General features: G+C 40.9%; 12 protein-coding genes. 11 read left to right on the forward strand and 1 reads right to left on the reverse strand.

Annotated elements, in window-relative coordinates:
• Positions 1–12: 12 nt before the first annotated feature.
• The 8 genes from hemW (at position 13) to mtaB (ending at position 9,154) form a co-directional block, all read left to right on the forward strand.
• The gene (gene hemW / locus ACQKEZ_RS02650) at positions 13–1,152 is read left to right on the forward strand and encodes a radical SAM family heme chaperone HemW (protein WP_427298541.1); all 1,140 of its coding nucleotides are present in this window, start codon (positions 13–15) and stop codon (positions 1,150–1,152) included.
• An 81-nt stretch (positions 1,153–1,233) separates the two neighbouring features.
• Complete coding sequence (gene hrcA / locus ACQKEZ_RS02655) at positions 1,234–2,265, forward strand: heat-inducible transcriptional repressor HrcA (RefSeq protein ID WP_427299301.1); 1,032 nt, start codon at positions 1,234–1,236, stop codon at positions 2,263–2,265.
• Between the two features lie 65 nt (positions 2,266–2,330).
• Complete coding sequence (gene grpE, locus ACQKEZ_RS02660) at positions 2,331–2,888, forward strand: nucleotide exchange factor GrpE (protein WP_427298543.1); 558 nt, start codon at positions 2,331–2,333, stop codon at positions 2,886–2,888.
• 24 nt (positions 2,889–2,912) lie between these two features.
• The gene (gene dnaK / locus ACQKEZ_RS02665) at positions 2,913–4,748 is read left to right on the forward strand and encodes a molecular chaperone DnaK (protein WP_427298545.1); all 1,836 of its coding nucleotides are present in this window, start codon (positions 2,913–2,915) and stop codon (positions 4,746–4,748) included.
• 167 nt (positions 4,749–4,915) lie between these two features.
• Entirely contained in the window at positions 4,916–6,046 is a 1,131-nt protein-coding gene (gene dnaJ / locus ACQKEZ_RS02670; RefSeq protein ID WP_427298548.1) for a molecular chaperone DnaJ, read from the forward strand.
• Positions 6,047–6,069: 23 nt separating this feature from the next.
• Complete coding sequence (gene prmA / locus ACQKEZ_RS02675; RefSeq protein ID WP_427298550.1) at positions 6,070–7,005, forward strand: 50S ribosomal protein L11 methyltransferase; 936 nt, start codon at positions 6,070–6,072, stop codon at positions 7,003–7,005.
• Between the two features lie 23 nt (positions 7,006–7,028).
• Entirely contained in the window at positions 7,029–7,784 is a 756-nt protein-coding gene (locus ACQKEZ_RS02680) for a 16S rRNA (uracil(1498)-N(3))-methyltransferase (protein ID WP_427298552.1), read from the forward strand.
• 14 nt (positions 7,785–7,798) lie between these two features.
• Positions 7,799–9,154 (forward strand): tRNA (N(6)-L-threonylcarbamoyladenosine(37)-C(2))-methylthiotransferase MtaB, encoded by a 1,356-nt coding sequence (gene mtaB / locus ACQKEZ_RS02685; RefSeq protein WP_427298554.1) that lies wholly within the window; start codon positions 7,799–7,801, stop codon positions 9,152–9,154.
• A 40-nt stretch (positions 9,155–9,194) separates the two neighbouring features.
• On the opposite strand, the gene ACQKEZ_RS02690 is transcribed toward mtaB, so the two are convergent.
• Positions 9,195–10,124, reverse strand: coding sequence for a Na/Pi symporter (locus ACQKEZ_RS02690; protein WP_427298556.1), 930 nt, complete (start codon positions 10,122–10,124; stop codon positions 9,195–9,197).
• A gap of 181 nt (positions 10,125–10,305) precedes the next feature.
• Here ACQKEZ_RS02690 and rpsU point away from each other — a divergent pair, with 181 nt between their 5' ends.
• From rpsU to ACQKEZ_RS02705, 3 genes are all read left to right on the forward strand, one after another.
• On the forward strand, positions 10,306–10,479 hold the full coding sequence (gene rpsU / locus ACQKEZ_RS02695; RefSeq protein WP_003152957.1) for a 30S ribosomal protein S21: 174 nt from the start codon (positions 10,306–10,308) through the stop codon (positions 10,477–10,479).
• A 14-nt stretch (positions 10,480–10,493) separates the two neighbouring features.
• Positions 10,494–10,943 carry a GatB/YqeY domain-containing protein gene (locus ACQKEZ_RS02700; RefSeq protein WP_427298558.1) on the forward strand — a complete coding sequence of 150 codons (450 nt, stop codon included), beginning with the start codon at positions 10,494–10,496 and terminating at the stop codon, positions 10,941–10,943.
• A 142-nt stretch (positions 10,944–11,085) separates the two neighbouring features.
• Positions 11,086–12,399 (forward strand): NfeD family protein, encoded by a 1,314-nt coding sequence (locus ACQKEZ_RS02705; RefSeq protein WP_427298560.1) that lies wholly within the window; start codon positions 11,086–11,088, stop codon positions 12,397–12,399.
• Positions 12,400–12,407 lie beyond the last annotated feature (8 nt).

The raw sequence follows: 12,407 nt of genomic DNA on the forward strand, positions 1-12,407 counted from the left end.
AGGTGTCATCAGATGAAAGCAGCATACATTCATATTCCATTTTGTGAGCATATTTGTCACTACTGTGACTTCAATAAATTTTTTATCAAAACACAACCCGTCGATGAATATTTAACAGCTCTTGAAAAAGAAATGAAGCATACCATCGAGCAAAAAGGTAAAACCGAACTGAAAACAATTTTCATCGGTGGAGGTACACCAACCTCACTATCGGTCAATCAATTAGACACATTAATGGATCAGATTCACCGTGTACTCAAACCAACAGACAATTTAGTCGAATTTGCTGTTGAGGCAAACCCGGATGAATTATCACTAGATAAGCTAAACGTTTTAAAATCTGCGGGCGTCAATCGCCTTAGCTTTGGTGTACAAACCTTTGAAGATGATTTACTGAAAAAGATAGGAAGGGTACATCAAAAAAAAGATGTATTGACCTCATTTGAAAGAGCAAGGGCTGTAGGTTTTGATAACATCAGTCTTGATTTAATGTTTGGATTACCCCACCAGGAAAAGCATCACCTGATGGACTCGATGGAAACAGCCTTTTCGTTAGGTGCAGAACACTATTCAGTTTACTCATTGATTGTTGAACCGAAAACGGTCTTTTATAACTTGATGCAAAAAGGCAAACTTCACCTTCCTCCTCAGGAAAGAGAAGCTGAGATGTATGAGCTTGTCATGGACGAGATGGAGAAGCATGGATTACATCAATATGAAATTAGTAATTACGCAAAACCAGGCTTTGAGAGCAGGCACAATTTAACCTATTGGAGCAATGAAGACTATTTTGGCTTTGGAGCAGGTGCGCACGGCTATGTCGATGGGATTCGTCATGCGAACGCAGGCCCTGTTAAACATTATCTAGATCTCATTGACAGAACAGGCTTTCCATACAAGGAAACACATAAAGTCACGATGGCAGAAAAGATAGAGGAAGAAATGTTTCTTGGTCTTCGTAAAATTCAAGGCATCAATAAGCCGCACTTTCAAGAGAAGTTTGGCAAAAAAGCAGAAGAGCTCTTCTCTGCTGTTCTTCGAGATTTACATGAAAAAGGGCTCATTCAAGAAGATGAAACCAGTATTTGTTTGACAAGAAAAGGTAAATTATTAGGTAATGAAGTATTTCAAGCATTTCTCGGTGAGTTATAATTGACAATTCAATTGTAGTTTGGTAATTTTGTTTATACAATTAGCACTCGTTATTGGAGAGTGCTAACAGGGGTGATGATGATGCTAACAAATCGTCAGCTGTTGATTCTGCAAGTCATCATTAATGACTTTATTCGTTCGGCACAGCCGGTTGGATCAAGGACTCTTTCAAAAAAAGATGACATTACGTTCAGCTCGGCAACGATCAGAAACGAAATGGCTGATTTGGAGGAACTCGGTTTTATCGAAAAAACCCATTCTTCTTCAGGAAGAATTCCGTCCGAAAAAGGATATCGTTATTATGTAGATCATTTACTCTCTCCTCGAAAGCTGTCAAAGGGAGAACTGGTACTCATTCAATCAGCTTTTCAAGAGAAAATTTTCGAACTCGAAAAAACAGTTCAAAAATCTGCGGAAATTTTATCAGATCTCACAAAATATACATCGATTGTACTTGGGCCAAAACTAAGCGAAAATCGCTTGAAACAGATTCAGCTAGTACCAGTACAACCAAACAAAGCCGTTGCCATTATGATTACGGACAGCGGTCACGTTGAAAACAAAACCATTACCTTTTCAGAGCAATTAGATGTTTCTGACATTGAGAAGCTGATGAATATTTTAAACAGCCGTCTTGTTGGAGTACCGATGGATCAGTTAAAGGATCGCATGTTTAAAGAGGTCGTCATGTTACTTCGAACCCATGTGAAAAACTATGATCACATTTTAGATGCGTTTGGAAAAACATTTACAACGACCCATGATGAGTCCAGACTTTTCTTTGGCGGCAAAATTAATATGCTGAATCAACCTGAATTCCATGACATTGATCGGATCCGATCGTTGCTCATGCTGATTGAACAAAAAAACGATGTCATGCAGTTATTTCATCCAAACGAACAAGGCATCACCATTAAAATCGGCTCAGAAAATCATATGGAAGCAATGGAGAATTGTAGCTTAATTACTGCAACCTACTCGCTTGATCAAAAGCAACTTGGCTCTATTGCGGTGATTGGACCAACCCGCATGGATTACAATCGGGTTGTGAGTCTCTTGCATCATGTATCAAAAGACTTGTCAAACGCACTTTCCAATTTGTATGATGAGTAAGGTGATGACTAGTAATGAGGGCTTAGCTCCTCAAATTCTTGAATCTTTTGAGGGAGGTGAACACAATGTCAGAAGAAAAACAAACGCCCGAGCAAGAAGCAGAGGTTGAAGCACAAGAAGAAGCAATTCAAGACAAACAAGAGGATGCACAACTTGACGAACAAGCTAACTTAACGCAAAGACTCGAGGAGTTGCAGCAACTTTTAGATGAAAAAGAAAATAAAATTCTGCGTGTTCAAGCAGATTTTGAAAACTATAAACGTCGTGTGCGTACTGAAGCAGAGACAGCACAAAAATATCGTTCTCAACATGTTGTTAGCGATCTTCTCCCAGCTCTTGACAACTTTGAAAGAGCGCTTGGAATTGATCCAGACAACGATCAAACAAAGAGCTTGCTAGAAGGAATGGAAATGGTTTACCGCCAGCTGATTGAAGCACTGAAAAAAGAAGGTGTAGAACCAATCGAAGCTGTCGGCATAGAGTTCGACCCGAACCTTCATCAAGCAGTCATGCAAGTCGAGGATGAAAACTTCGGTTCGAATGTCGTTGTAGAAGAGCTTCAAAAAGGCTATAAGCTTAAAGACCGCGTGATTCGTCCATCAATGGTCAAAGTAAATCAATAACTACATAATGGGAGGTCAACTAATATGAGTAAAATTATTGGTATCGACTTAGGAACAACAAACTCATGCGTCGCAGTACTTGAAGGCGGAGAGCCAAAAGTAATTGCAAACGCTGAAGGAGCACGTACAACACCATCTGTTGTTGCTTTCAAAAATGGAGAGCGTCAAGTGGGTGAAGTAGCAAAACGTCAATCAATCACAAACCCTAACACAATTATGTCTGTGAAAAGACATATGGGTACTGACTATAAAGTAGAAGTTGAAGGGAAAAACTATACTCCACAAGAAGTATCAGCAATCATCCTTCAACACCTAAAATCCTACGCGGAAGCTTATTTAGGCGAGGAAGTAACGAAAGCAGTTATTACGGTTCCTGCTTACTTCAATGATGCCGAGCGCCAAGCGACAAAAGACGCTGGTAAAATTGCAGGTCTTGAAGTAGAACGTATTATCAACGAGCCAACAGCAGCAGCACTTGCTTACGGTCTTGATAAAACAGATCAGGATCAAACCATTCTTGTATATGACCTTGGTGGGGGTACATTTGACGTATCCGTCCTTGAGCTAGGAGATGGCGTATTTGAAGTTCGCTCAACTGCTGGGGATAACCGTCTTGGTGGAGATGACTTTGACCAAGTAATCATTGATCATCTAGTTGCTGAATTTAAAAAAGAAAACGGTATTGATCTTTCAAAGGATAAAATGGCTCTTCAACGTCTGAAAGACGCGGCTGAAAAAGCGAAAAAAGACCTTTCTGGTGTTTCTTCTACACAAATTTCGCTTCCGTTTATCACAGCTGGCGAAGCAGGTCCACTTCACCTTGAGTTAACATTAACTCGTGCGAAATTTGAAGAATTATCTGCTGAGCTTGTAGAACGTACAATGACACCTGTGCGTCAATCATTAAAAGATGCAGGCCTGTCAGCTAACGAAATTGATAAAATCATCCTTGTAGGTGGATCAACTCGTATTCCTGCTGTTCAAGAAGCAATCAAAAAAGAAACAGGAAAAGATCCACATAAAGGTGTAAACCCTGATGAAGTTGTTGCACTTGGTGCAGCCATTCAAGGTGGCGTAATCACTGGTGATGTTAAAGACGTTGTTCTTCTTGACGTTACACCACTATCACTAGGAATTGAAACAATGGGCGGCGTATTCACGAAGTTGATTGAACGAAACACAACAATTCCTACAAGTAAATCACAAGTGTTCTCTACTGCTGCTGATAACCAAACAGCTGTAGATATTCATGTCCTTCAAGGGGAGCGTCCAATGTCGGCTGATAACAAAACACTTGGTCGTTTCCAATTAACAGATATCCCACCAGCACCACGTGGCGTCCCTCAAATCGAAGTATCATTTGACATCGACAAGAACGGTATCGTCAACGTACGTGCAAAAGATATGGGTACAGGCAAAGAGCAAAACATCACTATCAAATCATCTTCAGGTCTTTCTGATGACGAGATCGAAAAAATGGTGAAAGAGGCTGAAGAAAACGCTGAAGCCGATGCAAAGAAAAAAGAAGAAATCGAAGTGCGTAATGAAGCAGATCAATTAGTGTTTACGACAGAAAAAACATTAAAAGATCTTGAAGGCAAAATCGATGAAGAACAAGTGAAAAAAGCAACAGATGCGAAAGACGCGCTGAAAGCTGCAATTGAAAAAGGCGATTTTGAAGACATCAAAGCGAAAAAAGATGAACTTCAAACAATCGTACAGGAGCTTACAACTAAGCTTTACGAAGAAGCTGCTAAGCAAGCGGAGGCCCAGCAAGGTGCTGAAGGAACGCAAAAAGCAGATGACAATGTAGTGGATGCAGAATACGAAGAAGTAAACGACGATCAAGAGAAAAAATAATCACCTTTACTTTTGAAAAAGACTGCTGAAACCGTACGAGTCAGAAAGTCAAAGTCAGGATCTCTTGGCTTTGACTTTTTTTCTTTACAGATATGAAAAGGAATTGAAAAAAGACAAATTAAAATGATACAATCGTATTTATGTGAGAAAATCGGGAGTGTGAAGAGATGAGTAAGCGTGATTACTATGAAGTGCTTGGCGTTGGTAAGAGCGCCTCTAAGGAAGAAATCAAAAAGGCATACCGCAAACTTTCAAAAAAGTATCACCCTGATATTAATAAAGAAGCAGGGTCAGACGAAAAGTTTAAAGAGGTAAAAGATGCCTATGAAACGCTTTCTGATGAACAAAAACGTGCGCATTATGATCAATTCGGTCATACGGACCCAAATCAAGGGTTTGGTGGCGGTGGATTTGGCGGCGGAGATTTCGGTGGTTTTGGCGGGTTTGATGATATCTTTTCAAGTATTTTTGGCGGAGGTGCAAGAAGAAGAGATCCGAATGCCCCACGTCAAGGAGCTGACCTCCAATATACAATGACGCTATCATTTGAAGAAGCGGCATTTGGAAAAGAAGCCACAATTGAAATTCCTCGTGAAGAAACATGTGAAACATGCAAAGGCTCAGGAGCAAAACAGGGCACACAACCTAAAACATGTACCCATTGTGGTGGCTCAGGTCAATTAAACGTCGAACAATCAACACCTTTTGGCAAAGTCGTGAACCGCAGAGTATGTAACTACTGTAGTGGAACTGGTAAACAGATCGACCACAAATGCTCCACATGTGGCGGTGCGGGTAAAGTGCGCAAACGCAAAAAAATCAATGTGACGATTCCAGCAGGTGTAGACGATGGTCAACAGCTTCGTGTGTCAGGACAAGGGGAGCCAGGTGTAAACGGAGGACCTCCAGGCGACTTATTTGTTGTGTTCCATGTTCGTGAACATGAATTTTTTGAGCGTGATGGGGACGATATTTACTGTGAAATGCCTCTGACTTTTGCTCAAGCAGCCCTAGGTGATGAAATCGAAGTGCCAACCCTGCATGGCAAAGTGAAATTAAAAGTACCTGCAGGAACACAAACTGGGACGAAATTTAGATTAAAAGGTAAAGGTGTCAAAAATGTTCGCGGCTACGGCCAAGGCGATCAGCATATTGTCGTGCGCGTCGTGACACCGACAAACTTAACTGATAATCAAAAGGATATCATTAGAAAATTTGCTGAAGTGAGCGGAAACAAACCTGACGAACAAGAAATGAGCTTTTTCGATAAGGTCAAACGCGCATTTAAAGGCGAGTAAGAACGGATAAGGAGTTGGTAGTTTTGAAGTGGTCAGAAATTAGCGTCCATACAACAAATGAAGCGGTGGAACCAATCACCAATATTTTGCATGAAGCAGGTGCAAGTGGTGTCGTGATTGAAGACCTGCTTGATTTAGTAAAGGAACGTGAGAATGTTTACGGTGAAATCTACCAGCTCGATCCGAATGATTATCCGGATGAGGGTGTCATCGTCAAAGCCTATCTTCAGGTCAACAGTTTTTTGATGGAAACGGTAGATGAGATCAAAGAAGCCATTAACAATCTTCTGCTTTACGATATTGACCTTGGACGGAACCATCTGTCGATATGTGAGGTCAATGAAGAAGAATGGGCGACTGCATGGAAAAAATACTATCATCCAGTGAAAATTTCAGAAAAATTTACAATTGTGCCTACATGGGAGGAATACACGCCTGTACATTCAGATGAACTCATCATTGAAATGGACCCGGGAATGGCTTTTGGTACAGGTACTCATCCAACAACGGTGCTATGTATCCAAGCGCTAGAGCGCTATGTGAAAGAAAATGACCTGGTTATTGATGTTGGAACGGGCTCCGGGATTTTGAGTGTGGCCGCTGCGATGCTTGGTGCAAAAGAAATACATGCATTTGATCTCGATACCGTTGCAGTTGAAAGTGCGAGTCAAAACATTCAATTAAATGGCGTGAGTCAGCAAGTTACAGTAAAGCAAAACAATTTGCTCGATGGCATTACAGGAGAACGAGACGTAATTGTGGCAAACATCTTAGCAGAAGTGATTCTTCGCTTTACACATCAGGCCTATGATCTGTTGAAGCAAGGCGGTTATTTTATTACGTCTGGTATTATTGGGCAGAAGAAGCTACAAGTGAGATCTGCTTTAGAAGAAGCTGGTTTTGAGATTGTCGAAGTGCTGTCTATGGAAGACTGGGTCAGCATTATTGCGAAAAAATAAGGTTAGTAGGTGTCAAGACACGTATGCAACGATATTTTATCGACCCCACCAAGCAAGAAGTCATTGCAACCGGCTCTATTGCCATTACAGGAGAAGACGTTCATCATCTTTCCAACGTGATGCGCATGAAGCAAGGGCAGGAAATTCTTTGCCTAACGGCGGATGGCTTTGAAGCATTGTGTAAAATTGATACAATAACGAAAGAAGAAGTAACATGTACACTTGAAAGCTGGACAAATAAAAATAGAGAATTACCAATTCAAGTGGCCATTGCAAGTGGTTTGCCAAAAGGCGACAAGCTTGAGCTAATTATCCAAAAGGGAACTGAACTAGGGGCAAGTATGTTTATGCCCTTTCAGGCAGAAAGGTCGATCACAAAGCTTGATCATAAGAAATCACAAAAAAAACGTGATCGCTGGGTAAAGATTGCGAAAGAGGCGGCTGAGCAATCCTATCGAAATATCATTCCAGCAGTTCATCCCGTTCTTTCATTTAAGGAGCTTCTGCAACTCGCTGGTGACTTCGATAAATGTGTCGTTGCATACGAAGAATCATCGAAAGAAGGAGAGCAAAATCGTTTCCGATCTTTGCTTAATGAGATGACAAATGGACAAACACTATTAATTGTTTTTGGCCCGGAAGGCGGTCTTGCGAAAAAGGAGATTGACGAACTTGAAGCTCTTGGTGCTGTCACCTGTGGCTTAGGTCCTCGAATTTTAAGGACAGAAACGGCTCCTTTATACGCACTTTCTGCGATTTCCTATCAAACAGAGTTATGAAGAGGTGAATCATTATGGGAACTGTTGCGTTCCATACACTTGGCTGTAAAGTCAATCACTATGAAACAGAAGCGATTTGGCAGCTATTTAAAGAAGCCGGTTATGAAAGAAAAGACTATGAATCAAAAGCAGATGTATATGTCATCAACACGTGTACAGTTACGAATACAGGTGATAAAAAGAGCCGTCAGGTCATTAGAAGAGCTATCCGTCATAACCCTGATGGAGTCATTTGTGTAACAGGCTGTTATGCGCAAACATCACCTGCTGAGATTATGGCGATTCCTGGTGTGGATATTGTTGTAGGTACACAGGACAGACATAAACTACTAGGATATATTGAAGAATTCCGTCGTGAAAGACAACCGATAAACGGTGTCGGCAACATTATGAAGGCACGTGTATTCGAAGAGCTTGATGTTCCTGCATTTACAGACCGTACGCGTGCATCACTGAAAATCCAAGAAGGGTGCAACAACTTCTGTACGTTCTGTATCATTCCTTGGGCGCGTGGTTTGCTTCGTTCTCGTGATCCAGAAGAAGTCATCAATCAAGCACAACAGCTTGTGGATGCAGGATATAAAGAAATCGTCCTCACAGGTATTCATACTGGTGGCTATGGTGAAGATCTTAAGGATTACAATTTTGCCAAACTGCTAAAAGAATTAGACGAGCGTGTAGTCGGGTTAAAACGAATTCGTATTTCTTCAATTGAAGCCAGTCAGATTACGGATGAGGTTATAGAAGTGCTTGATCAATCTGATAAGATCGTCAGACACCTTCATATTCCGCTACAATCTGGTTCAAATACGGTGCTGAAAAGAATGCGTAGAAAATACACAATGGAATTTTTTGCAGAACGTTTGGTGAAGCTGAAACAAGCGTTACCAGGACTTGCTGTGACATCTGATGTGATTGTCGGCTTTCCTGGCGAAACAGACGAGGAATTCATGGAAACTTTCAACTTTATTAAAGAACATAAATTCTCTGAATTGCACGTATTCCCGTATAGTAAGCGGACAGGTACGCCTGCTGCAAGAATGGAAGATCAAGTCGATGAAAATGTGAAGAATGAGCGTGTTCATCGTTTAATCGCGCTTTCTGACCAGCTTGCAAAAGAATATGCCTCTCAATATGAGGGAGATGTTCTTGAAATTATCCCAGAGGAGTCCTTTAAGGAGCAAGAGGGTAAACATGATCTTTATGTCGGTTACACTGATAACTACATGAAGGTTGTCTTTGAAGGCACTGAAGACATGATTGGAAAATTAGTAAAAGTAAAAGTCACGAAAGCGGGATATCCTTATAACGAAGGACAATTTGTGCGTATGAGTGATGAAATCATTGAAAAAGTAAGAATGACATCGTAATTCAACATAAAGCCGGTCACCTGTGCAGAGGAGACCGGCTTTATTTTTTTCGATTGGGGGATAAAAAAAGGATGAATGTATGGAAGGGTTGGATCAGTGGTAAGAATAATAGGGAGGACACGGCATTAAATAGTAAACTAAAATGAGCAATTTGCTGTGCGGGCTGTGCAGATAATTGGCTCACAACCTCTGAGAGAAAGCTTAGAAATGGAAGACATAGCATGACACCGATGATATTAAATACAACATGAGCGTATGCTGTCTGGCGTGCTGCATAGCCTCCAGAAATAGCGGCCATCACAGCAGTAATGCATGTACCAATGTTAGATCCGAGGACAAAGCTAATACCCTCCCTTAAAGCAACTGTACCTTCGTTCATAAACCCCATTAAAATTCCGATGCAAACAGAGCTGGAATGTACGATGGCTGTGAAGACTGTACCTGACAGAAGGGAAGTCCATTCAGAATGCTGCATGACCTCAAGTAGGTGCATGGAATGTGAATGGTTCGTCATCATGCTGGCAATTTTAGAAAAGCCTTTTATACAAAAGAAGATCATTCCTAAACCAAATAAACTGATGCCTATATGCTTGAACTGTCTTTTTCCAAATATAAAAAAGACGATGCCAAAGGTAATAAGTACCCACATAAAAACATCCATTTTGATAGCGATAAATTCTGTGGTGAATGTAGACCCAATGTTTGTTCCGAGTATCATCGGGATAGCTTGTTTAAATGTAAGCGTGCCGGCACTGACGAAACCGATCACAATGACCATAAATGCCGAACTACTCTGGAGAACCCCAGTAAACACAATGCTCACAAGAAAAGCCTTGAGCGGATGATCAGTAAAAAGCAGCAAAGATTGCTCGATGCGAGAAGAAGCTAGCGCAATGAGTCCTTTTCGTAATAGCCCCATTGACCATAAAAAAAGGATAATAAGTCCGCAGAAATAAATGAGTTCAATCATAAGAAAAGTCCTCCTCTTACTAATGAATATATGGACTTGTCTACCCGAACATGACGAAAATATATTTCCAAATCACTTAGTTGACCTTAAAGAAGGCTTATATTATAATATCTAAGTACATGTTTTCATGTATCTTTTTTTAAATGCAGTCGATTGGTGTATTCGGAGGGAGGGAAAGAGAATGTCAAAAACGGTCGTTAGAAAAAACGAATCGCTTGAAGATGCTCTTCGTCGCTTTAAACGCAGTGTATCCAAAACTGGCACATTGCAAGAAGCAAGAAAGCGTGAATTTTATGAAAAACCTAGCGTAAAGCGCAAGAAAAAGTCCGAAGCTGCTAGAAAGCGCAAATTCTAAAAGAGGGTGGATTTATGAGTCTTCTTGAGCAGTTAAATACAGATATGAAGCTGTTTATGAAAAAACGCGAGAAAGACAAGCTTCTTGTCATTCGTATGGTGAAGGCTTCACTACAAAACGAAGCAATCAAGCTTAAGAGAGACAGTTTGACCAGCGATGAGGAATTAACCGTCCTTTCCCGCGAGATTAAGCAACGTAAAGACTCCCTCCGTGAATTTTCAAAAGCTAATCGCTTAGATTTAGTAGATAAAGTTCAAAAAGAGATTGACATGTTAGACGTTTATTTACCTGAACAGTTAACTAATGAAGAACTCCAAGCAATCGTTGTGGAAACGATTGCCGAAATCGGTGCTTCAACAAAAGCTGATATGGGTAAAGTCATGAGCGCTATTATGCCAAAAGTAAAAGGTAAAGCTGATGGGGCTGTTATTAACAGACTCGTCAGCGAACAGCTATCTAATTAAAAAAGTATCCTTCTAACTGTTAGAAGGATACTTTTTTATGTTTCCACTATTTTGTCATATGAAAGTGAAACTTATGATACATTTGTAACGTATGTAACGTAACGTGAAAATTGAGAAAAGAAGGGGGGGATTGATACAGCATATGAGAAAAATAAAAATTTCTATTGCTCTCTTCAGTTGTTTTATACTATCCTTATTATTAGGGGTTCAATTGACCGCGAAATCGGCAGAACAAGAAGTTCATGTGATTCCAATTGAGGATACAGTAGAAAAGGGCCTTTCCCAATTTCTTGCGCGTTCATTCCAGCAAGCAAAAGATAATGGGGCGAAGCATATTATTCTAAATATCAACACCCCTGGTGGAGCAGTGGATGCTGCACTGGAGATGGCGGATACCATTCGATCCTCAGATATTCCTGTGACAGCTTACGTGAATCATAGAGCGCTTTCAGCTGGCGCATTTCTCGCATTAAATGCGGATCAGATTTACATGAGCCCAAGCGGAAAAATGGGTGCTGCTGCCATTATTGACGGGGAAGGGAATGCAGCTGATAAAAAATCTGAATCACTGTGGCTGGCAGAAATGAGTGATGCTGCTGAAAAAAAAGGGCGCAATCCCAAATATGCGCTAGCGATGGCTGACGTTGATGTAGATGCCAAAGAGGCTGGTGCACCTAAAGGGGAACTCCTCACCTTTAATACTAAGAGAGCGCTCCAATTTGGCTATGCAGAAGGTGAGGCAAAAAATCTCGATGACTTACTGATGAAGCTAAACTTAGCGGATGCAAAAGTTCAACATGATGAAGTCAGCTTTGCTGAAAAGGTAGCACGATTCTTCACACATCCTGTTGTCATTCCAATATTGCTTTCAATTGCCAGTCTAGGTCTTGTTGTAGAATTGTACTCCCCGGGCTTTGGCATACCTGGAACGATGGGATTGACAGCGCTACTACTTTTCTTTTATGGACACCTTGTGGCTGGGTTTGCTGGATATGAAACTTTATTTTTATTTATAGCAGGTGTTGCGCTGATCATATTAGAATTGTTTTTGCCAGGAGGCATTTTAGGTTTTATTGGACTCGTCTGTATTGTTGTCAGCTTATTTTTGGCAGCGGGAAGTTTCACAGAAATGGCGATTTCCATCTTGATTGCCACTGCTGTATCAATTGCAGCAGCTATTTTATTGACAAAGGTGTTGGGAAAACGGATGAAATTCTTTAAAAAGTTTATTTTAACCGACTCGACAAATAAGGAGAGCGGCTACATTTCAAATGAAACAAGACTTGAGCTCGTTGGGCAGGTTGGCGTTACTGCGACAGCACTTCGCCCATCTGGTACTGTTATCCTAGGAGATGAACGAATTGACGTCGTGTCTGAAGGAGCTTTTATTGATAAAGACGAGCAAGTCAAAATTATTAAGGCGGAAGGCTCACGGATTGTCGTGAGAAAAGCATAGATATTGAT

Source organism: Bacillus sp. NPDC077027 (assembly GCF_050269555.1).
Taxonomy (GTDB): domain Bacteria; phylum Bacillota; class Bacilli; order Bacillales; family Bacillaceae; genus Bacillus.

Excerpts from the sequence above, each read along its gene's own strand:
- ACQKEZ_RS02680 (WP_427298552.1), top strand. The coding sequence starts at position 7,029 with ATGCAACGATATTTTATCGACCCCACCAAGCAAGAAGTCATTGCAACC.
- dnaK (WP_427298545.1), top strand. The coding sequence starts at position 2,913 with ATGAGTAAAATTATTGGTATCGACTTAGGAACAACAAACTCATGCGTC.
- ACQKEZ_RS02700 (WP_427298558.1), top strand. The coding sequence starts at position 10,494 with ATGAGTCTTCTTGAGCAGTTAAATACAGATATGAAGCTGTTTATGAAA.
- dnaJ (WP_427298548.1), top strand. The coding sequence starts at position 4,916 with ATGAGTAAGCGTGATTACTATGAAGTGCTTGGCGTTGGTAAGAGCGCC.
- hrcA (WP_427299301.1), top strand. The coding sequence starts at position 1,234 with ATGCTAACAAATCGTCAGCTGTTGATTCTGCAAGTCATCATTAATGAC.
- ACQKEZ_RS02705 (WP_427298560.1), top strand. The coding sequence starts at position 11,086 with ATGAGAAAAATAAAAATTTCTATTGCTCTCTTCAGTTGTTTTATACTA.
- hemW (WP_427298541.1), top strand. The coding sequence starts at position 13 with ATGAAAGCAGCATACATTCATATTCCATTTTGTGAGCATATTTGTCAC.
- rpsU (WP_003152957.1), top strand. The coding sequence starts at position 10,306 with ATGTCAAAAACGGTCGTTAGAAAAAACGAATCGCTTGAAGATGCTCTT.
- ACQKEZ_RS02690 (WP_427298556.1), bottom strand. The coding sequence starts at position 10,124 with ATGATTGAACTCATTTATTTCTGCGGACTTATTATCCTTTTTTTATGG.
- mtaB (WP_427298554.1), top strand. The coding sequence starts at position 7,799 with ATGGGAACTGTTGCGTTCCATACACTTGGCTGTAAAGTCAATCACTAT.
- grpE (WP_427298543.1), top strand. The coding sequence starts at position 2,331 with ATGTCAGAAGAAAAACAAACGCCCGAGCAAGAAGCAGAGGTTGAAGCA.